This window comes from Nocardia sp. SYP-A9097, assembly GCF_009649815.1.
GTDB lineage: Bacteria > Actinomycetota > Actinomycetes > Mycobacteriales > Mycobacteriaceae > Nocardia.
Map to the genome: position 1 here is coordinate 20,425 of NZ_WJIC01000024.1, position 23,539 is coordinate 43,963.

The window sequence follows — 23,539 nt, forward strand, 5'->3', positions numbered from 1 at the left end:
AGCCGAAAAGCGGGGCCCGGCAACCGAATCGGTTGCCGGGCCCCGCTGTCGGGCCGAGATCAGCCCGCTGCCACGTCCGAAAGCCAATTGTGCAGCCATACGGTCGCGGTCGCGCCATTGCCATCCACCACATATCGCGGATACGACTGGTGGACACCGGAGCTGAGGAACTGCTGTACCTGCTTGGTCCACTGTTCCCCGGCCGGATTGTCCGGTGGCGCGGACATAATGGCCGACCAGCCGGGCAGTAGCGCCTCGGCGAGGATGGACTGCATGGTGATGATGTAATTGCCGATCTGCAGCGGATCCGGTGCGGACAGCTGCGTCGCGAATCCGGCGAAGCGCCCGGCGAGATCATCGACCGGCACCGAACAGTACAGATCGCCCGCCGCGCAGAAGGTTCGCACATTCGGGCTCAGCCAGCCGAAGCCGCCGACCCGTGCCCCGCCCGCCCCCGTGCCGGGTACCGCCGGGCCGATCAGCGCATCGGTGGGGGAGCGGCGCGGATCCGAGATCAGCCCGACCGCGACCACGCGGTCGGGTGGCACCACGCCGTGCCCGGTACCGATCTCGGCGGCCAGATCACCGGCCGCGTCCGCGCCCTGGCTGTAGCCGATCAGCGCGAAACGCGTTGCGCTGCAGCGTGCTGCCATATCCGCGATGATGCCGCGGGCATTGGTGACGGCCTCCCTCTTGGAGCGGCCGTACACCTCGCCCTCCCACGGCAGCGCGGTGGCCGCGTACCCGACGTAATCGGTACGCACATTTCTAGGTAGCCCACGGGTAACGATGGATAACATTCCGGTCGGTCCGGAATCATCGCGGCTCGTTTCCCAGGTGCCGGGTACGGCCACCACATTCAGATCCGGGCACCCGGGTGCCGCATTTGCCACCGGTGTCCCGACCGACAGCAACCCAGCCGCTACAGCCACGGTCGACGCGGCTGCGGCGCATACCATTCTCAAAGCCTGTGTTGTTCCAAAGGACAAGGCGCATCACTCCTTGCTCGGACCGTACATTGTTGGCAGATCTTCTCCGCAGACGTGGGTTGGCAACACTTCGGCATGCGCACCCGCCTCCCCGATGGTGCTCCGGTACAAGCGAATTACCGACAGACGGTGGGCGCGCCGGGCCGAACATACCAATAATCCGGCCGGTTCGGTCGACGCTTGCCAGCAGATTGCCGCATTATGATTCGCGGTCGCCCGGCCGACCGGCGGAGCAGCGCCGTGACGGGCCTGTTCAGGGCAGTGACACACCGCGCGGCGCGGAGTACGTGCACACCTACGTGTTTGGCCACCTATGGGCGAATTGTCGCGCGCCTCAGGAGATGCCGAGGGCGGCCGCGAACATGGGCCAGGACAAATGCAGATCCTGCTCCCAGTAATGCCAGGTGTGCGATCCGGCCGCACGGTATTCGACCTGAGCCGGTATGCCGAGTTCGGTCAGCCGATCGACGAGGCGATGCGTGCACGAATTGGTCGCGGCCTCGATGAGCCCGCCCAGCACCATCTGATTGGCCTTGGTCGCGATCTGCCCCGCGGAGTACGGCGGCTCGATGGCCTCGGCCTCACCGGGCAGGCCGGTCGCGCTGGAGAGATAGATTGCCTTGCCGCGCAGGCGTTCCGCATTGATGATCGCGTCATGGTCGCGCCAGTCCGGATCATCGTCGGTGCCCCACATATTCTTCGGGCTGGCACCGGCCCGGGCCAGCACCAGATCGATATAGGTGCGGCCGAAGGAATCGGTGGTGGAGGCGCAGCCGCTGTAGGAGCCGACCGCGCGGTAGAGGTCGGGGGCCGTGCCCGCCATGTACAGCACCGACGTCGCGGACATCGAAACCCCGGCAATCGCATTGACTCCCGAGGTGTGCAGGGTCGCGTCGATGATCGGCGGCAGTTCCCGGGTCAGGAAGGTCTCCCACATATTGCGGCCGAGTTTGGGATCATCACGCTGCCAATCGGTGTAGTACGAGAACGCGCCCACCGCGGGGGTCACCACATTCACATTCTTGTCGCCGAGGAACTGCACGATATCGGTCTGGTTGTACCAGCTGGCGAGATCCTCGCCACCGCCCGCGCCATTGAGCAGATACAGGGTCGGCCGGGGTGCGCTGGTATCGAAGGCGGTCAGAATCTGCAGCGGGATAATGCGATCCATCGCCGCGGAGTACACGTAGAAGACCTGCTGGCGTTGTCCGTCGCGATCGATGTGGTCCAGATGGGCCGCGGCTTCGGCATGGGATTTCCCCACGGAGCCCGGCAGGCCCGACGACAGCGACAGGGCGAGGGCGGCGGCTGCGATCAGCACCGCGGATTTACGCGCGAGCAAGAACTTTGTTCCTCGAAAGTGATTGGCGGATACCGGAATTCCGGATGGTACCCGGACCGTGGCCGATGCGGTCACACCACACCGGCCACGGGAGGGGATCAGCTGCCGATCAGGTTCTTCAGCACACCGCTGAGAATGTCGGTGACCGAACCGGTGGAGCTGAGCTGGCCGTCGGAGGAGCCGAGGCCGTTATTGCTCATGCTGCCCTGCACCGACTCGCCCGGGTTGGCGGCGCGGGCGGTGAAGCACGCGGTCAGGTTGGGGAAGCTGGCGCCGACGCCGACGGTGCCAGCCACGCCGATACCGCCGGAGGTGATCATCTGCCCGGCCTTGACGCTGCTCGGCACGTTGTAGGTGATCTTCATGGTGACCGGGTTACCGGAATTGACGAACCAGCCGGTGCTGGTGACCTTCCAGCCGCCACCATTCGGTTCGGGCGTCACGGCTTCTTCGGTCTGACCGCCAATTGCGTGGTACGCGGTAATGGTGGTCTTGACCGGTGCCGCGAAACCGGTCGGCGGGTAATCGGTAATGGTATTTACGTACGGGTTACCAATACTGGTGGTGCCCACCACGATTGTGTAGGTGACGGTCGTGCCGACGCCGATGGTGGCGGCGCTGGCGGTCTTGTCGTACACGTGCGTGATACCGACGGTGCTGATGTCCTGCTTGGTGTCGTGACTCGAAATCGCGCAGGTGGAGGTATCGGCCGACGCCGCACCCGTGCCGAGTGCGACGCTCGCGCCCGCGATGATCAGGGTGGAGGCCGCGATTCCGGCGGCCAATCGTGAAGTCTGAAGCATGTTTCCTTCCAGCGGTCCCGGATGGCGCCGGAACCAATTTCCTCATCGATGAGCGGCCCGCCTCCATTGACTGGTGACAGGCCGCTTGCGGATGAGTTAACCCGATAGCTGGACGATCGTCCAGGGTTTCTGGAAAACTTGTGAAAATATGTCATGTCACTTCGTTTCTCCCGTTAAAGGAATTCCGATCGGCGACATGAAAAAGGGCATAATTCAACGGATCGCATCGTATAGAACGTGTTCTCGTTTCGGGGCGGTTTCGGGAGAACTCGTGGCACGGATCGTGAAAACCCCTGGTGGTGACCGGGCGCGCCGACTGTCCGGGCAGCCGCTCGGTGTGATGAGACGATGAGACGGGGAAGCCCCGGGGACTAGCCTGCCCCGGGGCCTCGGTGTCCGCCCATTTGCAACACGCCGACACGTTTAAGAACGAACTCAGTTTGAAGGCGTAGCGCTCTGCGATTGAGCTACGACCCATTGGTGGCTGGGTCGGCAGGAGTTGAACCCGCAACCTCTACGCTTGAAGTCCGTTCCCTCGATTCGGCGTTCGGCGGAAAATACTGAAACTGGAGCGATAACGTGAGTTTGATGACACGGGTGCCTCTGCCGGTTGGGCTATCCCGCCGCGAGTGGCGGGAGGAGGACTCGAACCCCCACTGTGCCTGTGTGCCAGTCACATTGAACTTCTGATTCAGCTTGCGCTCATGCGCGACACCGACATTAGCCGGTGTCGCACTCCTCAGCCAAACAAATATCCGAAGACTTCCTCGCCGGGCTTGCGCTGGGTAATCTCGGCGTTATTGGCCTCCTCGCGCGCGAACTTCACCGCGTGCTGCAGCTTTTCGACCCGCTCGGTGAGATCGTTGACCCGCTTGGCGGGCAGCGCCCCGGAGAACTTGATGGTGCGCCAGTACCCCACCACCACATCCTCGTGATACACCTCGACCTGCGCCGGATGCTTCTCCGTCGCTTCGGCTTTCACGTGGTTGCGCGGAATCTTCTTGGTACGCACCGTCTGTACGGGCTCGGTGGCATAGCAGTCCGCGGAGGCGTCGTACTCCCAGGACTCCGAGGCGTCCAGCACCGGCAGCTTGCGCACGAAGGTGTGCAGATCGACCAGCTGCTTCTCCAGGAACAGCAGATAGGTGACCGGTGCGTCCTTCACCAGCGTACGTCCATCCACCACCACATCCGCTGTCGCGGTGCAGTTCGCCCAATCCTTCGTCGCGACCACGTCGAAGAGTTTGGTCAGAATCTCCGCCGTGGTCTGGAGCACCGCCTCCGACTTCACCTGCACCCGAGTCGATTCGGGCGGCAGCTGCTCGCCCTCCTCGTCCTTGGGGCGGTAGGTCCGCGAAATCCCGCTCAGCAGTGGGTTCTTGGCCAACTGGTGATGGGCCTCGGTGAGCTCGGAAAAAGTGCGGGACTTGATCCCCTTCTCCACGGCGACAATCTGATTCAAACGCGTCATGCCCGCACTGTATCGGCGCGCCCGCCTACCCGACCACCCGATTTCGGATCGCCGCGAGCGCCGCGGCGCCGACTTCCGCTGGGGGCGGGCATGAATCCTCCTGGACGAGTCATGTTTCGAGGTCGGCCCTACTTCGAGGGTGTTCATCGCTAGCATTGTGCTGGTGATCACACGTGCGGGGTACGGGGCGTTCGGGTTGGTGGCGTGCGCTCTACTGAGTGGCTGCGGTACGGCGGCCGATGAGCATGCGGGGCATACGTCGTCGGTGTCGCCTTCGGTGACATCGGTTGTGTCGCAGCCGAGTTCGACGGTGGCGGTCACCACGACGGGCGCCGCCGCCGGGACGAGTGTGCCCGCCGCGAGTGTCACGGTGGGGGAGGTGCCCGGGAATCCGAACGCGGCCAAGGCGGTACAGCCCTGGGTGCGGGATCTGGTCGGGGCTGATATCGAGCAGTTGGTGCGCAAGTGCTGGACCATCGAGCCGCAGAATGTCCGGAGTATGTATGCCGATAAGGACGGGATTCTGGCGGCGGTCGCGCAGCCTGGGATCGACGGGCAGTTCGCGGTGATCTGGAAGGGGCCGGTGCAGACGGTCAGCGTGAAACGGAGTGAGATCGCTTCGGGGTATGCCTGTCCGCGTGTTGCTCCGGCCGGTGCCGCCAGCACCTTCAATGAAGCCGATGCGCGGTACACGGTGCAGCGGTACCTGTCCCGGTGGACCGGCAATCCGGTCGACAAGGACGATGTCGAGGGGAGGTATCCGCTGGTCTGTGCCGGATCGGTACTGGCGAACAATCCCGGAAGGCTTACCGGGACAACCGCTTTCGGTCAGCTGACCTCGAAGTCGGCGGGGATCTCCGACGTCGATGTGTCGGCGTCGGTGACGAACTCCTCGGGTGTGGCGCAGCCGATGGTGTTCAAGACGACCATCGGGCCCGAGGGCTACTGCATCAACGACATCAACTGAGCTCAGCTTGCTCGGGATGCCTTGGTCAATTCGACTGTCGCCGAACGGAGTTCAACGATCGAATCGATCGGGGACAGGTAGCCGACGCGGGTGACGGCAATTCCGCGCGGAGTCGTGACTCGCAGATCCAGGCCGTAGCGGTCGGCACGTTCGCAGATCGCTGAAGTCGCATCGGGGTAGCCGCCGCGCGCCTTGGCCATATCCAGCAGTGCGTCGGCGTGGTCGTCATTGAGGTGTGCGATGGCGCGACCGGCCACCGAAACAATCGGGTCCGCACCGGCGGCCGCGTAGTCGGTATCGGTCGCCGAGTCCATGCGGCCGTAGCCACCCACCCAGCGCACCCGCTCCACCCGCAGCACCCAGACGGTGAAATCGCTGAAGTCGATGTAGTACTTGGCCGATGGCACCGCCGCCAAATGCGCCTCGCGCGCGGCGGCAGCCTCCTCACCCTGCGGCTGTTCGACCCGTCCCGCCAGCGTCACCCGGGTCCCGGCCAGCGGATCGGATGGCAGATCCGGCGTGACGATCGACAGGCTGGCCCGTGCGTCACCGGCGAGATTGCGCCCGTGCTCGGCCAGCCGCGAAACACACAGCACCGGCTGACCATCGAGCAGACCGTAGGTGACGAATGACGCCCACGGTGCACCGTCGGCGCTCAGCGAAGCCAATGTCGCGGTATTCGTCGCCGCCACAACACTTCTCGCCTCCTCCGCCGGAGTCGGCCGCCGGTCGTTGACGACCGCGGTCAACGGCTGCGGGGTCGAGGGGGCATCACCGGGATCACCGTGGTCGAGAGGCACACGCCCAGGCTACGCGCCGCGGACCCGGATTCTCACCCCGCTTCGGCGTTTGTTCGACAGGGCTGCTCGGTGTTTGTTCAGGAGGCAGTGCGGCGTCCGGGCCGACCATCAGCATCCGCGCTGGGTGACGATTCGGGCGTGCGGTAGAAAAGGACAGGCGTTCCGCACGTTTCCGGGGTGCCGCCGACGAACCCCGTTCGTGCGGCCACGCAACTACATCTGTCGAATGGAGAGAGGCTGTTTTATGGCGACCTCTACAGCGCGCGCCCAGATCGGCGTCACCGGCCTGGCGGTCATGGGTAGCAATATCGCCCGCAACTTCGCACGCAACGGGTACACCGTCGCGCTGCACAACCGCAGTGTCGCGAAGACCGACGCGCTGCTCGCCGAGCACGGCGGCGACGGCGATTTCGTACGCACCGAAACCGTCGAGGAGTTCGTGGCCGCGCTGGAGAAGCCGCGCCGCGTCCTGATCATGGTGAAGGCCGGCGATGCCACCGACGCCGTGATCGAGGAGCTCGCCGCGGCCATGGAGCCTGGCGACATCATTATCGACGGCGGTAATGCGCTGTACACCGACACCATTCGCCGCGAGGCCGCCATGGCCGCGCGCGGGCTGAACTTCGTCGGCGCGGGCATCTCCGGTGGTGAGGAGGGCGCGCTCAACGGCCCCGCCATCATGCCGGGCGGTCCGAAGGAGTCCTACGAGTCCCTCGGCCCGATGCTGGAATCCATTGCGGCACAGGTCGATGGCGTGCCCTGCTGCACCCATATCGGACCCGACGGCTCCGGCCACTTCGTGAAGATGGTGCACAACGGCATCGAGTACGCCGATATGCAGCTCATCGGCGAGGCGTACAACCTGTTCCGCGATGCCCTCGGCTTCGATGCCAAGCAGATCGCGGACGTGTTCACCGACTGGAACTCCGGCGAACTGGAGTCCTACCTGGTGGAGATCACCGCCGAGGTGCTCAACCAGGTCGACGCCAAGACCGGTAAGCCCCTGGTCGATGTGATCGTCGATGCCGCGGAGCAGAAGGGCACCGGCCGCTGGACGGTCAAGTCCGCGCTCGATCTCGGTGTGCCGGTGACCGGTATCGCCGAGGCCGTGTTCGCCCGCGCCCTCTCCGGTTCGCGTGCCCAGCGTAAGGCCGCGCAAGGCCTGGCCTCGGGTCAGCTGTCGGAAAAGCCCACGGACGTGGCCGAATTCACCGAGGCCATCCGCCAGGCGCTGTACGCCTCCAAGATCGTCGCCTACGCGCAGGGCTTCGACCAGATCGAAGCCGGTAGCACCGAATACAACTGGGATCTGCACCCCGGCGACCTGGCCACCATCTGGCGCGGCGGCTGCATCATCCGCGCCCGCTTCCTGAACCGCATCAAGGACGCGTACGACGCCGACCCGGATCTGCCCAGCCTGATCCTGGCCCCGTACTTCCGCGAGGCCATCGAAACCGCCATCGACAGCTGGCGTCGCGTGGTCGCCACCGCGACCCTGCTCGGCATCCCGGTCCCCGCCTTCGCCTCCTCCCTCTCCTACTACGACGCCCTCCGCGCCGAGCGCCTCCCCGCCGCCCTCACCCAGGGCCAGCGCGACTTCTTCGGCGCCCACACCTACGAGCGCATCGACCTCCCCGGCAAGTTCCACACCCTGTGGAGCGGTGACCGCACCGAAATCGAGGCGTAGCAACACCTTTCGACCCCAACCGTAAACGGGCGGAGACCGTGCCTCAGCGCACGGTCTCCGCCCGTTTCCCATGACATCGACCATGATCAACGGGACTTGGCGGAGGCATCGTGCGAGAGGCCGCCGCCCCGAGGTCCCGTCGATCATGGAAGACCAAGATCACCAGGCAATGGGCGTGGTATCGGTCGAGTGGCCGGCACGGGGAGTGCCTGGTGATCGGGTGACCGAGTTGCGGTGGGCTCGGGTTGATTAGCAAGTCGAACGGGTTGGTACGTTGGCGCGGTGAGCCGAGTGAGTGAGACGACCTGGACGGATGACGCCGAGACCGGCGATCGGGTGGCTACGCCTGCTTATTTCCTGCCGCTGGGGGCGGTGGATGGTGGGTATGAGCGGTTTCTGGCCACCGAATCCGCGGTGAGCGTGTGGGCGCACACCATGCAGCATGGTGCGCCGCCTTCGGCATTGCTGGCTCGTGCGGTGGAGCAGTGCTCGCCGCGCGAGGGGATGCGGGTTACGCGGCTGACCATGGAGATTCTCGGGCCGATTCCGGTGGCGGAAGTCGATGTGCGGGCCTGGGTTGAGCGGCCGGGCAAGCGGATCGAATTGGTCGCGGCCGAGCTTGCCGCGCTACTGCCCGATGGGACTCGGCGCGTGGTCGCCAAGGCCAGTGCTTGGCGGATCGCTACCACCGATACTGCCGGTGTCGCATTGGCGGCAGATGCTCCGCTACCTCCCGTGCCGCCTACGACAGAGGCCAGCTGGGATGTTCCGGCCGGGTGGGATGTCGGCTATGTGCGGACCGTCGATATTCGGGTGCTGCCCGAATCCGCTGGGGCGCGGCATGTTTGGGTGCGCTCGCACAGTGCGGTGGTGGATGGTGAGCCGGTGACTCCGATCGGCACCGTTTTCGCGGTCGCCGATATCGCCAATGGTATTGGCGCGCAACTCGATCCGGCGCACTACACCTTCCTCAACACCGATCTCACCGTCGATCTCTTCCGTCTGCCGGTCTCCGAATGGATCGGCCTGTCGGTCGCGACCTCGATCGGCCCCGACGGTGTCGGCATGTGCTCCACCGTCCTGCACGACGAGCAGGGCCCCATCGGCCGCGCGCTGCAGATCCTGGAAGTCCGTGCCCGCGACTGAGAATCGCACCGGCGCAACCTTCTCGGCCTAGCACAAAAGGGTTCGGCGAGTGGCTTAGAGGTTACTGGGGATCGCCATGGAGGTTACCGGGAGAATCGCACAGGGTATCTGATAAAGCCTTGCCGGGCAGTACTTTTCGAAATGTCCTCATCAGACACCCTCGAAGATTACGTACTGCTCGAAAGGTTCCCTGAATGCTTATAGCGATTCTGCTCACGGCGTTGTGCACGGGTAGTGCCATTGCCTCGGGAGCGGCCGGTAGCGCCGCGATGACGGTGGCCAATATGTGATTCGCGGCGGTGGTAGCCGCCTGAGGGAAACGCCGGTAGCGGAAGTAGGGATCCGCTACCGGCTTTTCAATTGCGGCTGGACGGGATCAGGGCGCGGCCATGGCGTCGCGCACGGAGGTTTCCTGTTTCCCGAGGAAGGTGGGTTCGGGGCGGAACAGGATGGAGTAGACCGCCTTCGTGGCCGCCAATTGATCACGCAGCCAGCACTTTCGGTAGACGTCGCTGTGCGGTTGCGGGGTATCGCCGACCGCGACCGCGTCGATGCCGACGGCTCGGCACAGCGCGATGGTGCGGGGGACACTGAAGTCCTGGGTCACCGCTACGGCGCTGTGGACGCCGAAAACATCGTGTGCGCGGGCGCAGGATTCGTAGGTGCTGAAACCGGCGTAGTCGAGGGCGATCTTGGCGGCGGGGACGCCGTGCTCTATCAGATAGGCGCGCATGGCTTCCGGCTCGTTATAGCTGGCGCGGCCATTGTCGCCGGTCAGCAGCAGGGCCTTGACCTTGCCGGATTCGAGCAGGGTGCGGCCCAGATCCAGCCGGGCGGCGAGGTAGGGCGAGGGTTTTCCGCTGCGGTAGACCTCCGCGCCGAAGACTATCGCCACCTCGGCTTGCGGCGCATTGTCGGCGGTGTACTGAAAGTTTCGGGTGCTGAAGTGAATCCATGCGATGGAGCCGAGGCCGAGCAGTAGGGTGGCGGCGACGACGGTGATCAGGATTTTGGCGACGCGGCGGCGCGGGAACCAGGCGGCTAGTCGGGTTCGGGTGGTTCGCACGGCGGCGTGGAGCTCCATGGCGTCAGTCTGCCCGACTCCGGCCCCAGGAATTGGGGGCGGGAGGGATTACTCGAATCGGGGTGGTGCGGGGCTGCGGCTTTGTACACTTCCGCTGAAGTGAATAGCGAACACTTCAGTTCATGATTCGAGGGTCTCCATGAAGTCTTGTGCCCCAATCCGATCCACCGTTCGCGCCATCGCGACCGTGGTCGGCGCAGTACTACTGATCGGCGGGGCGGCGGCCTGCGCGAACAGCACCGATTCGGGCGGATCGCCGAGCCCGACCACCACCACCGCGGTGCCGGCGACCAGCGCCGCACCCATGATCAGCGCCGCACCTGCGAGCAGCCCGGCACCCGCGACAACGGAAGCGCCTGCCGCGCAACCGGTCGCGCCCGCACAGCCGCCCGCACCGCAGCCGGTCGCGCCCAAGCCGGTACAGCAGGAACCCGCGCAGACCGTGCAGAAGCCCGCACCGCCGACCCTGGACGTCCCCGGATTCGAACCGCGTGCCGGGTACTGAGGGGGCGTCCGGTGTTCGGCAATAGCGGGCGATGGGCGTGCGCGGTCGCCATGGCCATCGCCGCCGCGGTGAGTGGATCCGGCAGCTCCGGGGCCGACCCCGCACCCGCGGGCAAAGAGCTTGTGGTGCTGGGTGATTCGTTCACCGCCAACAAGTGGGACTTCCTCTCCGAAGAGGTTCAATGCGTGCACGGCGATACCGCCTGGCCCGCGCAACTGGTCCGGTTGATGCGGACCGACGACTATCTGGACGCCTCCTGCCCGGGCGCCTCCATCGATACTCCGCCCGGATACACGCTCGCCATGGAGGCCCGAAAAGCCGATAAGGCAGGAGCTTTCGGGCCGCGCACCAAACTGGTGACGCTGCAGATCGGGCTCAATGACCGCTGGGGCGCCACCGACATGATCATGTGGTGGTCGCTGCAGAAATGCATCTTCAACCTGATCGACGGCTGCGGGCCGGAGGCGGCCGAACAGGGCCGGATGACCGACTACCGGGGTGTGTCCGGCGCGACCTTCGCACAGCGCATCGGCAATGTGGTCACCTACATCAAGTACTACGCACCCAATGCGCGCATAGTGCTGGTCGGATACCCGGAACTGTTCCCGTCCGGCCAGGACACCGTGTGTATCAACCTCTTCGGCATCGCACCCTTCATCCAACCGCGCGGGCGCGCGGCCATCGAATACCTCGATCGCATCAACCGCGCGCAACGCGAGGCCGCAGAGCTACTCGGAATCGACTTCCTCGACACCCGCACATCCACGCTCGGACACGGATTGTGTTCCGCCGAACCATGGTTGAACGGAGTCCTGGACTACCGCACCGATATCGGCGGACTGCCCTTCCACCCCTCCACCCGCGGTGACGCGGTCGTCGCGAACGCCCTCTACGAGAGGTACGGCCGATGACGACCACGGGAATCGAACTGACAGACGGTTCCGGGTCGGAAAGTGTTGTGGCGCGGGCGGATCGGGAGCGACCGGCGCTGCCGTCGCTGACGGGGGCGCGGTGGTGGGCGGCGTGTGCGGTGTTCCTGGTGCACGCGCTGGTGTTCCTGCCGGTGTATCCGTTTCAGAAGTCCGAGTTGTTCCGGACGATTCACCAGTGGATTCCCATGCAGTTGGGGGCCGCGGGCGTCACGTTCTTCTTCGTACTGTCGGGGTTCATCATCTACTGGTCGTTCCGGCCCGGGAATTCGGTACGCGGATTCTATCGGCGGCGGGTGCTCAAGATCTATCCGACGCATGTGCTCGGTGCGGCGGCATTCATTGTGGCAGCGGGGGTTCCGCTGCACCGCCTGGTCGTGTGGGCCCCGAATCTGCTGCTCATTCACACCTGGGTGCCGAAGTGGACCACGGTGGGCGGGCTGAATGTGCCGTCCTGGTCGCTGGCGGCTGAGGTGCTGTTCTACCTGAGTTTTCCATTGGCGCTACCGCTGATTCGGCGCATACCGACCCGGCGACTGCTGCTTGCCACGGCCGTGATTCTGCTCTTCGTGGTGGCGCTGCATACCGCGTACTACCTGTGGGTGCCCGGACCCAAGGGCACAGCGAATGTCTTTGTGCCCCGGCTGGTTCCGGGTGACACCTCGCCGTACTACGAACTGCACTCCTCGCCCGCGTGGTTCGCGCAGCCGGATATCCCGGTCTCGCCGTCGTATTGGCTGAGCTACACCTTTCCGGCCTCGCGACTACCGGAGTTCTACCTCGGCGTACTGGCCGCGCGCATGGTGCTCGAAGGACGTTGGCGCAATACGCGATTGGCGATTCCGCTGCTGGTACTCGCGCTCTCGTATGCGGCGACCTGGGTGGTGCCGGTCAACTACAAGATGTCCGCGCTCGTGCTCGCACCGATGACGGCGGTGGTCGCCACCTTCGGCGCGCGGGATATGCACGGCATCAAGGGAATCACCTCGCATCCACGCCTGGTATGGCTCGGCAATGTCACCTTCGCGTTCTATCTGGTGCAGTTGCCGGTGATGGTGGTGATCACCCGATATCTCATCGGCGGCAGGCAATTCGGTGTCCTCGGCTGGGCCGGGTTCGCGGTGCTGAGCCTGGTGGTCTCACTCGCGCTGGGCGCTCTGCTGTACCACTGCGTGGATGTCCCGATCATGCGCCGCTTCGCCGGGCGGCGCACCACGCGTCAGGCCGGTTGAACGCCGATCATCGGAAGTACTGTGCGCCGGGCGAATTCGCGGGCGGCCTGCTCGTCACCGAGCGGGATCAGGCCGTCCGGGGTGAGCGCCAGCGACTGCCCCAGGCGGGCAAGGACTTCCGCGACCAGGTCGGCGTCGAAATCCGGTACGCTGCCCGATTCCTGTAGCGCGCGCAGCTTTTCGGCCAGATAGGTGCGGCCCACCGCGAGCACCGGTCCGGCATCGGTGGTGAGCCGGGGCAGGATCACATCGGGTTCGGTGCGCAGAAGTCGTTGCAGCAGTTTGTTATTGGCCAGATTGGTAATGAAGGCGACGAAGATCTCGACCAGCTGATCCTCACCGTTCTGCCCATTGTGTGAGACCTGCTGTACCCGCTCATCGATCTCGGCGATGAACTGCTGCGCCTCACGCACGCCCACCGCTTCGACCAGATCGTTCTTGGATTCGAAGCGGCGGTACAGCGTCGCCGGGCTGATGCCCGCGCGACGTGCTATCTCTCCCATACTGGTTCGCTTGATACCGAAGTCCAGGAAGGCCGAGAGCGCACTCTCCAGCAACTGTTCGCCTTCTGCGCGCGGCTTCTCCAGAATGCGCTGCAGGATGGCGGGCACGGACGGCATCGAGTCTCCAGTCGAGTCGGTTGGCACCCGCTGCACTGCGGTGACGACGGCCATGGCGGAAAAGGTCAACCGCATTATCGCATCGCGGCGTGCGCGCCGAAGCCTCGCCGTGAACCTACTGTCCAGTCACTGGACCTCGAGCGCCGCCATCTCGCGTTCTATCGCGTTCGCGGCGAAATCGATTCCATTGGAACGTAATTCGTGAACCCGGCGCTGCAGCGCCTCGATACCCCCCGGCTGATCCGCAATGTCGGCGACGCTGATCCGCCGTCGGTGCATACCGTTCTGCTCGTACGACACCGTATGAAACCTCCTGCTAGCCCAGAGCACGCACCCGGCTAGCGGCGGCACAGCCCGGGCCGCCGGGAACGCTTCGTCGAATGCTAACAGCGGTCCGATATGGTCGATTATTCAGTGTGGGAGTTCTCACACGCTCGCCGTTGTCACACCTCTTGACCATTACGGTGCAGGATCGTGTTGTGCAGGTAGACTGCCGCATTCAGTCGAATCCGATCCAGCTCGGCTTCGCCCAGCTCGCGCCGCACCTTGCCCGGCACACCCGCCACCAGCGATCCCGGCGGAATCTGCGCACCCTCCGGAATCAGCGCATTCGCCGCGATAAGACTGCCCGCGCCGATTACCGCGCCATTGAGCACCGTCGCACCCATGCCGACCAGCACATCGTCACCGACCGTGCAGCCGTGCAGAATCGCATTATGCCCCACCGAAACTCCCGCGCCCACGGTGCACAGGAAGCCGGGATCGGCGTGCAGCACACAGCCGTCCTGGATATTGGTGCCCTTGCCGACGGTGATCTCCTCCATGTCCCCGCGCAACACCGCCGAATACCACACGCTCACATCGGCTTCCAGCCGCACGCGGCCGATCACCGTCGCATTGGGCGCGATCCACGCGCTCTCGTCGATCTGCGGCGCGTTGTCACCCAGCTGAATCCTCATGATCGAGAACCTATAACCGTGCGCCGGAACAGCGACCGGTGGGTCGCCGGGCTGGTCCCGAGCTGGCGATGGAAGTGATGACGCAGATTCACCGCGGTACCCAGACCCGATTCGGCGGCAATGCGTTCCATGGTGTCATCGGTCGACTCCAGCAACAGGCGAGCATGGTCCAGGCGTTGTTGCAGCAACCACTGCTGCGGGCTGGAACCGGTGCGATCGCGGAAGCGACGGGTGAAGGTGCGGCGCGACATGAGAGCGGTGCGCGCCCAGGTATCGAGATCGACGGGTTCGTCGAGATGTGTTCGCGCCCAGACCATCGCATGCTCGATGGGGTCGTCATCGATCGCCTCGGGAACCGCGACCGGAATGTACTGCGCCTGTGAACCACTGCGGTGCGGGGCCAGCACCAGGGCGCGCGCCAGTTCGGTGGCATGCCTGCTGCCGAGATCGCTGCGCACCAGATGCAGGCAGCAGTCCAGGGCGGCGGCGACACCGGCGGAGGTGATCAGATCGCCGTGATCGGACCACAGGGTGTCGGCGCGGACCCGCACCGCCGGATAGGCGCGGGCCAGCTCGGCGGCGGCGGACCAGTGCGTGGTGATCTCCCGGCCGTCGGCCAGGCCGCTGTCGGCGATCGCCCACGAACCCAGGCATAGACCGACAATTCGGGAACCATTGGCGTGCGCGCGATGCAGGGCCGCACGGGTCGGCTCGGTGAGCTGCTGTCCGCGCTGCCAGCTCGGGATGATCACCGTCTCGGCGCGCTCCAGGGTGTCCAGCCCGTGCTGCACGATGATGTCGAATCCCGCTGGTGTGGAGATGATTCCGGGCCGCTCCGCACACACATCCACGTGATATGGCGCATCCCCGCCCGCGCCGACGCGCCCGAACACCAGGCTCGGCACCGACAGATGGAACGGGCTGATCCGATCGAACGCCAAAACCGCGACAGCATGCATGGCCCGATCTTAGCGATAAGCGGCCTTCGGGCCACTGTTGCGCTCATGCTGCTTCGGCCAAGCTCTATCTCATGACGAACACGATCGAAAGCACCACCGGCACCATCGAAATCCTGCACATCGGCGGACCCACCGTGCGCTTCCGCTACGGCAACCTGACCTGGCTGACCGATCCCACGTTCGACGCGCCCGGCGACTACCCCGGCCCCATCACCCTGCACAAGCTCACCGGCCCCGCGATTGCGGCGGATCAGGTCGGACCGGTCGACGCGGTACTGCTCTCACATGACCAGCACGCCGACAATCTCGACAACTCCGGACGCGAATTCCTCTCGACCGTCGAGCGGGTGCTCTCCACCTCCGATGCCGCCGGACGCATGGAAGGCGTTCAGGGACTGGCGAATTGGGAATCGGTACAGCTCGGCGACGTGACCGTCACCGGCGTACCGGCCCTGCACGGCCCCGAAGGCGCGGAGACGCTCTCGGGTGTGGTCACCGGTTTCATCCTGCGGGGCGAGGGCCTGCCGACGGTCTATGTCTCCGGCGATAACGCCTCGGTCGACCTGGTGCAGCAGATCGCAGACCGCATCGGCCGCATCGACGTAGCCATCCTCTTCGTAGGCGCGGCCAATATCGACCGCTTCGGCGACAGCGACGTAACCCTCAACGGCCGCAGCGCCGTCCGCGCCGCCGCCGCTCTCGGCGAAGCCGTCATCGTCCCCGTACACGGCGAGGGCTGGGGCCACTTCTCCGAATCCCTCGACTACCTGGCCCGCAACTTCGAATACGCCGGCCGCACCGCCCAACTCCGCATCCCCACCCCCGGCGAAACCCTGACCCTGGCTGCGCACTAGCGCCGCGTGGCGGTCGTGGTGCTCACGCGGTGGTTGGTCCACGATGGCGGTATGCAAATTGGGGTTCCGAAGGAAGTCAAGGAGCAGGAGTTCCGGGTGGCGCTCACCCCGGCCGGTGCCGGAGAGTTGGTGCACGGCGGACATCAGGTGTTGATCGAGGCCGGGGCGGGAATCGGATCGGGCTTTCCCGATGCCGACTACCTCGGCGCCGGTGCGCGCACCCTGCCCACCGCCGACGACATCTGGAGCACAGCCGATCTGATACTGAAGGTGAAAGAACCTATAGCCCAGGAGTATTCGCGCATGCGCGGCGGGCAGGTGCTCTTCACCTTCCTGCATCTCGCGGCCTCGCGGGAATGCACAGAGGCGATTCTCGAGTCCGGGATCACCGCCATCGCCTACGAGACCGTGCGCGCCGCCGACGGATCACTGCCGTTGCTCGCACCAATGAGTGAGGTCGCGGGCAAGCTCGGAACCCAGGTCGGCGCATACCAATTGATGTCACCGCAGGGCGGGGAAGGCGTACTGCTCGGTGGTGTGCCCGGCGTACGTCCCGCCTATGTACTGGTGCTCGGCGGCGGCGTCGCGGGTACCAGCGCTGCGACAGTCGCCGTCGGCATGGGTGCGCGAGTTAGCGTGCTGGACACCAATATCGCGCGCCTGCGTGAACTCGATGCCCGCTTCAACGGCCGCATCACCACCATCGGATCCAATGCCGCCGAGGTCGAAAAAGCCGTCCCCGCAGCCGATCTGGTGATCGGCTCGGTCCTGGTCCCGGGTGCGCGCGCCCCGAAACTCGTGCCGGACAGCCTGGTCGCCCTCATGCGACCGGGCTCGGTGCTGGTGGATATCGCCATCGACCAGGGCGGCTGCTTTCAAAGCTCACGCCCCACCACGCACGCGAAACCCACCTTCCCGGTGGCGAATTCGCTCTTCTACTGCGTGGCGAATATGCCCGGCGCGGTGCCCCACACCGCCACGGTCGCCCTCACCAATGCCACCCTCCCGTACGTCCGCGCCATCGCCGACCGAGGCTGGCGAGCCGCCTGCGACGCCGACCATGGCCTGGCCCAAGGTCTCACCGCCGCTGTGGGCGAGCTGTACTCCCCGGAGGTGGCCGCCGCCCACGGCCTCCACCCCGTGGGCAATTGAGCCGCGACAGCGGGCCCGCAGCCGGGCCCGCTTTGTCGGGATTACTCGGGGGCTTGCTCGCCCAGCGCCCAGTCCGGCTCGCCATCCTCGGGCAGGTTGTGCAGCTTGTCCGGATTGCGGACCACATCGATATTCGTGATGCGGCCGTCGTCGATCGTGAACGAGAAGACACCGGTGCTCTTGCCGTCGAAAACCACCAAGCCGGGACGGCCATTGACCAGAACCGAACGGCCCCACGCCCCACCGACCTCGCCCGCGAACCGCAGGAACCCGAGCAGCGTCTCGGCGACCGTGGACGCACCGTGCAGCGGATGCCGGAACGCGTTCACCTTGCCGCCACCGTCGGCGGTGAAGGTGACATTCGAATCCAGCACGCCGAGAAGGGCACTCAGATCACCGGAGCGCCAGGCCACCGCGAACGCGGACACCACCTTCTCATGCTCAGCGGGGCTGGCAGGGAAGCGCGGGGTGCCCGACTCCACATGCTTGCGGGCGCGAGAAGCCAACTGCCGCACCGCCGCCGGAGTACGGCCGACCACCTCGGCGACCTCCGGACCGGTCATACCGAAGACATCCTGGAGTACGAACGCGGTGCGCTCGGCGGGGGAGAGGGATTCCAGGACCACCAGCAACGCGGTCGTCACCCGCTCATCCTGGGACACCCGGTCCGCCGGATCATCCCAGCTGGTGATCTCCGGCTCCGGCAGCCATTCGCCGACATACTGCTCCCGCCGCGCCCGCGCCGATCCGAGATGGTCCAGCGCCAGCCGTCCGGTCACGGTCGTCAGCCAAGCGCGCAGGTTTTCGATCTCCGCGCCGTCCGGGCTGGTCTCGTAATACCGCTGCAGCCGCAGCCAAGCGTCCTGCACCACATCATCGGCATCGCTCAAACTGCCCAGCGTGCTGTAGGCGACCCGCCGCAGATAACCCCGATGCTCCTCGAACCGCCGTGCCAACTCCGCCTGGTCGGGTACCCCGTGCCGTTCGTCGCTCATTGCCGCCTCACCATCCATAACCACTCGCCATTCGGACGACCCTCGCCGAACCGACGAAACAGACTTCCACACTGTGACACTCCGCAGGTGTGTCAGGCACGCGGGACCCGCCGGCGAATGTGAGATCGAGGCGTCAGCGGCGGGCGCAGGCGATCGCGGCAGCGGCCAGAACGCTGACGACCTGCACCGCCTCCGACAGGCGCACCGCGCGTCGCAGGTCCGGGACGCGCGGAGTCGGTCCGTCGCCGAGCGCCGGCCGCATTTCGATTCCATGCCGATACTCGGTGCGTCCACCGAGTCGCACGCCGAGCGCACCCGCCATAGATGCCTCCGCCACACCGGCATTCGGGCTCGGATGCTTGCTCGCATCGCGTCGCCATGCCCGCCACGCATCCGCCGGACGACCGCCCGCCACCGGTGCGAGCAGGGTCGTAATCACCCCGGCCACCCGAGCGGGCCCCAAATTGGCTACATCGTCGGTCCGCGCGGCAGCCCACCCGAACCGCGCATACCGCGCATTCCGATAGCCGACCATCGCATCGAGAGTGTTCACCGCCCGATACCCGAGCAACCCGGGCACTCCCGCCACCGCACCCCAAAACAGCGGTGCCACAGTCGCATCCGAGGTGTTCTCCGCAATCGACTCCAGCGCCGCCCGGGCCAACCCATCCGCATCCAACAGCGCCGGATCGCGCCCGCACAAGGAAGGCAACAACTCCCGCGCCCCCTCGATATTCCCGGCCTCGAGCAGGTCGGCCATCTCCCGTCCGGTCCGCGCCAGTGTGGTCCCGCCCAGCACAGTCCAGGTGGCGGCAGCCGTCAGCGCGATCTCGCCCAGACCCCGGCCCACCTGCCGCGCACCGGAATTCGCACGAACGCCGCGCCGCGCCGCGGCGCCCAGCGCGACAACACCCCCGACAAGCACCACCTCATGCAGCACCCCGGCCCCCAGCCCATCCCGATAGGTGACCTTCTCCAACTCCATCGCCGCGGTCCCGAAGCCCGCCACCGGATGCCCCCGCCGCGGATCCCCGAGCCACCGATCCAGCGCAAACCCGATCAACAACCCACTCGCAGCAACAGTCCCGGAACGCACCCGCCGAGGTTATCCACCCACCTCCGCAATTACCCCACCGGATCCACCCAGGCCATCGAATGTAAGGGCTGATGGATCGAGATACGGGCTGCTCGGTGGGAAAGCGAGGAAGTCAGCGGCGGGTTCCGCCGTAGCGATCTGCCAGGCGAGCTTCATTTGTCGGGGGTTTGTTGGTGGTCGGGGCTGCGGGCTTTGCCGGGTCCGTTGCTGTAGGGGGCGCGTCAGTTGGACTGATCGGGTCTGTGGGAGTCGCGGGCTCCGGGGTGGATTCGGCGCGTTCGCGGCGGCGGGCTCGGATTTCGGCGTAGACGAAGTAGCCGAGGCCGAGGGGGGCCATGATGCCGAAGGCCAGCCATTGGAGGCCGTAGGAGAGGTAGGGGCCGGCGTCCAGTTGGGGGAGGGGGACGGGGGCGAAGGCGCCGGGCTGATTCTCGTCGAGTTGGAGGTAGCCGCCGCGGTCGTTGGTGGGGATGGGGGTCAGGGGGAGGTGCAGGACTGTTGAATCCTGTTGGGTGTCAATGGAATAGACCTGGCGGTAGCCGTCCTCGGTCATGGGGGGCTTGGTGTCGACGGTGCCTTCGGAGGCTCGGACCCTCGCCTGCAGATGCTGTTTGCCCGACGGCGGGGCGGGGACCTGGGGTGGGCGGGAGCCGTTGACGGCGGCGATCAGGCCGCGATCGACCAGGACGGTGCGGCCGTCATCGAGGGTGAAGGCGGTCAGCACCGAGAAGGCGGGGTCCTGGCCGAGGTGGCGCAGGCGCACCAGCACGGTGGAGTCGGGGACGTAGCTGCCATCGGCGGTGACTCGACGCCATTCGGTGTCCCGGCCGGGGCCGCCGAGCATCGTGCTCACATCGACGGGATCGGCGTGCACCGAATCCGCGATGCGCTGATTGCGTTCGGAGGTGGTGGTGTTCTTGCCCAGCTGCCATGGCGCGAGCACCGAAAAACACAGGTACGCGAAGCCCGCGACCACCACCGCGAGGATCACCCAGCTCGGGCGCAGCAGAAAAGTGAGGCGGCGGAACAGGGAGCTCATGCGGGATCGCCTTCACCGAGCTGTTCGCGCACCCAGTCCAGCAGTCCGGGCACGGCGGCCTCGATCTGCTCGCGGACGAGTGCGAAATCGGATTGATCGCCGTAATACGGGTCCGGCACATCCGGTCCGTCGGCGTTCGGGTCGAAGCTGCGCAGCAGGCGCCGCCGCTCGGACGACACACCCAACTGCGCGAGCGCGCGCTCATGCCCGGAGTCGAGGGCGATCAACAGATCGGCGTCCAAATGGTCGGCACCGATCACCGCCGCCCGATGCCCGACCGGATACCCATGGCTCCGCAACTCGGCGGTGGTCCGCCGGTCAGCGTCATCGCCGACATGCCAGCTCCCGGTCCCGGCGCTGCTCACGCGCACCCGATCACCGAGACCCGCCCGTTCCAGATGCGCCGCGAACATCTTCTCGGCCATCGGAGACCGGCAGATGTTCCCGGTACAAATAAACGACACATGCAGCTCGCCCACGACAGCCATTCTGTCCGGTGACCCCCAACCCGGGCCACGTAGGGTGTTCGCTGTGCCGAAGCACACCACCCCGAACCCCGCTCCCGCCGACCCTGAGGCCCCTTTCCAGGACACCGGCGACCCAGCCCATGCCGCTGGCGTCGTCGACTATGCGAAGTTGCGGCATCACGGGGATGTGGAGACTCGGGTGGGGATGCTCGACTTCGCGGTGAATGTGCAGGGGAGTGGGCCGCCGGACTGGCTGCGGGAGCGGTTGGCCGAGCGGTTGGGGGAGCTGGGGCGGTATCCGGATGCGGGGGAGGAGCTGGCCGTCCGGGAAGCGGTGGCGGCTCGGCACGGGCGACGGGCCGACGAGGTGCTGCTGCTGGCGGGAGCCGCCGAGGGATTCGCCATGCTGCCTCGGTTGGGGTCGAAGTTGGCCGCGGTGATTCACCCGTCCTTCACCGAGCCCGAACTCGCGCTGCGCGAGGCGGGGGTGCCGGTGGCGCGGGTGGTGTTGGAGACGCCGTACACACTGAATTCTGTTGTGGTGCAGCCGAATACGTCGGGTGTTGGGGCTGGGGCGTCGCACGGCGCGATGCAGGCGGTGGCTGGCGGGGTGCCCGAGGGGGCGGATTTGGTGGTGGTGGGGAATCCGACCAATCCGACTTCGGTGTTGCACGCGCGGGAGAGTTTGCTTGCGTTGCGGCGGCCCGGACGGGTTGTCGTTGTTGACGAGGCATTCGCGGATGCGGTGGTGGGGGAGACGGAATCGCTTGCCGGGGTGGGGCTTTCGGATGTGCTGGTGTTGCGGAGTTTGACCAAGACCTGGGCGCTGGCCGGATTGCGGTGCGGGTATTTTCTCGGGGATCCGGAGTTGCTGGCGCGGTTGAATCATGGGCGGGCGCATTGGGCTTTGGGGACATTGCAGTTGGAGGCTATCGCGGCTACCTGCTCGGCCGAGGCGGTCGCGGAGTCGCAGCGGATGGCGGAAAGTATTGCGGCGCATCGGGAAGCGATGATTCCGCGGCTGCGGGGGCTCGGAATCGAAGTGCATGAGCCTGCGCGCGGGCCGTTTCTGCTGATTCGGGTTCCGGATGCGGAACTATTGCGGAAGAAACTCGCGGACCAGGGGATCGCGGTGCGGCGCGGGGATACTTTCCCGGGGCTGGAATCCGGATTCCTGCGATTGGCGGTACGCCCGGCAGCGGAGGTGGATCGGCTGGTGGATGCCATCGCCGAGGTCGGACTGTAATGAAAATGACTGTGTCGGAGGAGGTTCGGTGATGGCGGTGCGACTGGCCGAGGTGATCGCGGCGCTCGATGCGGCATATCCACCGGGGCTGGCCGAGTCGTGGGACTCGGTCGGGCTGGTCGCCGGGGATCCGGCGGAGCAGGTCTCGCGGGTACTGTTCGCGGTGGATGCCACCGCGACCGTCGTCGACGAGGCAATCGACTGGGGCGCACAGGCTTTGGTGGTGCACCACCCGCTGCTGCTGCGCGGCGTCGACACCGTGGCGGCCGATACGCCGAAAGGCGCTCTGCTGCACCGGCTCATCCGCTCCGGGTGTGCGCTGTTCACCGCCCACACCAATGCGGACTCCGCCGATCCGGGTGTTTCGGACGCGCTCGCGCACGCCATCGGATTGACGGTCATCGGACCGCTTGAACCGAAACCCGTTACCGCCCTGGACGAATGGGAGGTGATCGTCCCGAGCACGCACACCGAGCAGGTGTTGAACGCGCTGTTCGCGGCGGGCGCGGGCGGGATCGGAAACTATCGCGACAGCGCCTGGCGGTCGGCGGGCACGAGCCAATTCCGCCCGGTCGAAGGCGCGAATCCCGCAGTCGGCGAGATCGGTGAACTGCACCGCCAGGACGAGGATCGCATCGAGGTCGTCGCCCCGCCGTCCCGCCGTGCGGAGGTGCTCGCGGCCCTGCGCGCCGCCCACCCCTACGAAGAGCCCGCCTACCACGTCACCGAACGCGCCAAGCTCCCCTCGACCCTCGGCATCGGCCGGATCGGCGAGCTCGCGGCCCCGGAAACCTTGCGCGAGTTCACCGCTCGCGTCACCAAGGGCTTGCCCGCGACCACCTGGGGCGTCCGCGCCGCCGGTGATCCGAACCGCCTGATCCGCACGGTCGCGGTCTGCGGCGGCGCGGGCGACTCCTTCCTGAACACCGTCGCCCGACTCGGCGTGGACGCGTACGTCACTTCCGACCTACGCCACCACCCAGCCGACGAACACCTGCGCGCCGGCGGCCCCGCCCTCATCGACGCCGCCCACTGGGCCACCGAATTCCCTTGGTGCGCACAGGCGGAGGCCGTCCTCCGCACCGCCCACCCCACCCTCGAGACACGCGTCTCCGCAATCCGCACCGACCCATGGACGGTCGGCGCGGCCGACTGCTGACGGAGTGATTTGCCCCCGGAGATGACGGGGCTGCTCGG

General features: G+C 66.2%; 25 protein-coding genes. 10 read left to right on the forward strand and 15 right to left on the reverse strand.

Going from position 1 to position 23,539, the window contains the following annotated elements; genetic code table 11:
* Positions 1-59 precede the first annotated feature (59 nt).
* The 4 genes from GFY24_RS32075 to GFY24_RS32090 all read right to left on the reverse strand — a co-directional run bounded on the left by GFY24_RS32075 (position 60) and on the right by GFY24_RS32090 (position 4,605).
* Positions 60-959 carry a cutinase family protein gene (locus tag GFY24_RS32075; RefSeq protein ID WP_153808864.1) on the reverse strand — a complete coding sequence of 300 codons (900 nt, stop codon included), beginning with the start codon at positions 957-959 and terminating at the stop codon, positions 60-62.
* A 364-nt stretch (positions 960-1,323) separates the two neighbouring features.
* Entirely contained in the window at positions 1,324-2,331 is a 1,008-nt protein-coding gene (locus tag GFY24_RS32080) for an alpha/beta hydrolase family protein (protein ID WP_228566845.1), read from the reverse strand.
* Positions 2,332-2,429: 98 nt separating this feature from the next.
* The gene (locus GFY24_RS32085; protein ID WP_153808865.1) at positions 2,430-3,134 is read right to left on the reverse strand and encodes a hypothetical protein; all 705 of its coding nucleotides are present in this window, start codon (positions 3,132-3,134) and stop codon (positions 2,430-2,432) included.
* Between the two features lie 739 nt (positions 3,135-3,873).
* Positions 3,874-4,605, reverse strand: a complete 732-nt coding sequence (locus tag GFY24_RS32090; RefSeq protein WP_153808866.1) for a hypothetical protein — start codon at positions 4,603-4,605, stop codon at positions 3,874-3,876.
* A 163-nt stretch (positions 4,606-4,768) separates the two neighbouring features.
* Between GFY24_RS32090 and GFY24_RS32095 the strand changes: the two genes are divergently transcribed.
* Entirely contained in the window at positions 4,769-5,572 is an 804-nt protein-coding gene (locus GFY24_RS32095) for a hypothetical protein (protein ID WP_153808867.1), read from the forward strand.
* 2 nt (positions 5,573-5,574) lie between these two features.
* On the opposite strand, the gene GFY24_RS32100 is transcribed toward GFY24_RS32095, so the two are convergent.
* Positions 5,575-6,372, reverse strand: a complete 798-nt coding sequence (locus GFY24_RS32100) for a DUF2470 domain-containing protein (protein WP_309231598.1) — start codon at positions 6,370-6,372, stop codon at positions 5,575-5,577.
* 244 nt (positions 6,373-6,616) lie between these two features.
* On the opposite strand from GFY24_RS32100, the gene gndA reads away from it, so the two are divergent.
* Both gndA and GFY24_RS32110 read left to right on the forward strand, forming a co-directional pair.
* Positions 6,617-8,059, forward strand: a complete 1,443-nt coding sequence (gndA, locus tag GFY24_RS32105) for an NADP-dependent phosphogluconate dehydrogenase (RefSeq protein ID WP_153808868.1) — start codon at positions 6,617-6,619, stop codon at positions 8,057-8,059.
* Positions 8,060-8,395: 336 nt separating this feature from the next.
* Positions 8,396-9,205, forward strand: a complete 810-nt coding sequence (locus tag GFY24_RS32110) for a thioesterase family protein (protein WP_375336131.1) — start codon at positions 8,396-8,398, stop codon at positions 9,203-9,205.
* Between the two features lie 376 nt (positions 9,206-9,581).
* On the opposite strand, the gene GFY24_RS32115 is transcribed toward GFY24_RS32110, so the two are convergent.
* Both GFY24_RS32115 and GFY24_RS32120 read right to left on the reverse strand, forming a co-directional pair.
* A complete protein-coding gene (locus GFY24_RS32115) occupies positions 9,582-10,289 on the reverse strand; it encodes a vancomycin high temperature exclusion protein (protein ID WP_153808869.1) in 708 nt (235 codons plus the stop codon).
* Positions 10,290-10,409: 120 nt separating this feature from the next.
* Positions 10,410-10,595, reverse strand: coding sequence for a hypothetical protein (locus tag GFY24_RS32120; protein ID WP_153808870.1), 186 nt, complete (start codon positions 10,593-10,595; stop codon positions 10,410-10,412).
* Here GFY24_RS32120 and GFY24_RS32125 point away from each other — a divergent pair.
* From GFY24_RS32125 to GFY24_RS32135, 3 genes are read left to right on the forward strand one after another with little or no spacing between them, the layout of a single operon-like run.
* A complete protein-coding gene (locus GFY24_RS32125; protein ID WP_153808871.1) occupies positions 10,594-10,794 on the forward strand; it encodes a hypothetical protein in 201 nt (66 codons plus the stop codon). The two genes, GFY24_RS32120 and GFY24_RS32125, sit on opposite strands and share 2 nt — an antisense overlap.
* Before the next feature lie 11 nt (positions 10,795-10,805).
* On the forward strand, positions 10,806-11,705 hold the full coding sequence (locus GFY24_RS32130; RefSeq protein WP_153808872.1) for an SGNH/GDSL hydrolase family protein: 900 nt from the start codon (positions 10,806-10,808) through the stop codon (positions 11,703-11,705).
* Positions 11,702-12,955 carry an acyltransferase gene (locus tag GFY24_RS32135; RefSeq protein ID WP_153808873.1) on the forward strand — a complete coding sequence of 418 codons (1,254 nt, stop codon included), beginning with the start codon at positions 11,702-11,704 and terminating at the stop codon, positions 12,953-12,955. The genes GFY24_RS32130 and GFY24_RS32135 overlap by 4 nt, the downstream gene beginning before the upstream one ends.
* Here GFY24_RS32135 and GFY24_RS32140 read toward each other — a convergent pair.
* The 4 genes from GFY24_RS32140 to GFY24_RS32155 form a co-directional block, all read right to left on the reverse strand.
* Positions 12,943-13,575: a TetR/AcrR family transcriptional regulator gene (locus tag GFY24_RS32140; RefSeq protein ID WP_153808874.1), complete on the reverse strand. Its 633-nt coding sequence runs from the start codon at positions 13,573-13,575 to the stop codon at positions 12,943-12,945. The two genes, GFY24_RS32135 and GFY24_RS32140, sit on opposite strands and share 13 nt — an antisense overlap.
* Positions 13,576-13,701: 126 nt before the next feature.
* Positions 13,702-13,875, reverse strand: coding sequence for a hypothetical protein (locus GFY24_RS32145; RefSeq protein ID WP_153808875.1), 174 nt, complete (start codon positions 13,873-13,875; stop codon positions 13,702-13,704).
* 143 nt (positions 13,876-14,018) lie between these two features.
* Positions 14,019-14,534: a gamma carbonic anhydrase family protein gene (locus GFY24_RS32150; protein WP_153808876.1), complete on the reverse strand. Its 516-nt coding sequence runs from the start codon at positions 14,532-14,534 to the stop codon at positions 14,019-14,021.
* Positions 14,531-15,493 carry a GlxA family transcriptional regulator gene (locus GFY24_RS32155; RefSeq protein ID WP_153808877.1) on the reverse strand — a complete coding sequence of 321 codons (963 nt, stop codon included), beginning with the start codon at positions 15,491-15,493 and terminating at the stop codon, positions 14,531-14,533. The genes GFY24_RS32150 and GFY24_RS32155 overlap by 4 nt, the downstream gene beginning before the upstream one ends.
* 71 nt (positions 15,494-15,564) lie before the next feature.
* Here GFY24_RS32155 and GFY24_RS32160 point away from each other — a divergent pair, with 71 nt between their 5' ends.
* Entirely contained in the window at positions 15,565-16,347 is a 783-nt protein-coding gene (locus GFY24_RS32160) for an MBL fold metallo-hydrolase (RefSeq protein ID WP_153808878.1), read from the forward strand.
* A 51-nt stretch (positions 16,348-16,398) separates the two neighbouring features.
* Positions 16,399-17,499 carry an alanine dehydrogenase gene (gene ald, locus GFY24_RS32165; RefSeq protein ID WP_153808879.1) on the forward strand — a complete coding sequence of 367 codons (1,101 nt, stop codon included), beginning with the start codon at positions 16,399-16,401 and terminating at the stop codon, positions 17,497-17,499.
* Positions 17,500-17,540: 41 nt separating this feature from the next.
* Here ald and sigJ read toward each other — a convergent pair whose 3' ends face one another.
* From sigJ to GFY24_RS32185, 4 genes are all read right to left on the reverse strand, one after another.
* Positions 17,541-18,494: an RNA polymerase sigma factor SigJ gene (sigJ, locus tag GFY24_RS32170; protein ID WP_153808880.1), complete on the reverse strand. Its 954-nt coding sequence runs from the start codon at positions 18,492-18,494 to the stop codon at positions 17,541-17,543.
* Positions 18,495-18,627: 133 nt separating this feature from the next.
* On the reverse strand, positions 18,628-19,590 hold the full coding sequence (locus GFY24_RS32175) for a cobalamin biosynthesis protein (protein WP_309231600.1): 963 nt from the start codon (positions 19,588-19,590) through the stop codon (positions 18,628-18,630).
* Positions 19,591-19,702: 112 nt separating this feature from the next.
* The gene (locus tag GFY24_RS32180) at positions 19,703-20,629 is read right to left on the reverse strand and encodes an SURF1 family protein (protein WP_153808881.1); all 927 of its coding nucleotides are present in this window, start codon (positions 20,627-20,629) and stop codon (positions 19,703-19,705) included.
* On the reverse strand, positions 20,626-21,117 hold the full coding sequence (locus tag GFY24_RS32185) for a low molecular weight protein-tyrosine-phosphatase (protein WP_153808882.1): 492 nt from the start codon (positions 21,115-21,117) through the stop codon (positions 20,626-20,628). The genes GFY24_RS32180 and GFY24_RS32185 overlap by 4 nt, the downstream gene beginning before the upstream one ends.
* A gap of 184 nt (positions 21,118-21,301) precedes the next feature.
* Between GFY24_RS32185 and cobC the strand changes: the two genes are divergently transcribed.
* Positions 21,302-22,342, forward strand: a complete 1,041-nt coding sequence (gene cobC / locus GFY24_RS32190) for an Rv2231c family pyridoxal phosphate-dependent protein CobC (RefSeq protein ID WP_255458782.1) — start codon at positions 21,302-21,304, stop codon at positions 22,340-22,342.
* Positions 22,343-22,373: 31 nt separating this feature from the next.
* A complete protein-coding gene (locus GFY24_RS32195; RefSeq protein ID WP_153808884.1) occupies positions 22,374-23,501 on the forward strand; it encodes a Nif3-like dinuclear metal center hexameric protein in 1,128 nt (375 codons plus the stop codon).
* Positions 23,502-23,539 lie beyond the last annotated feature (38 nt).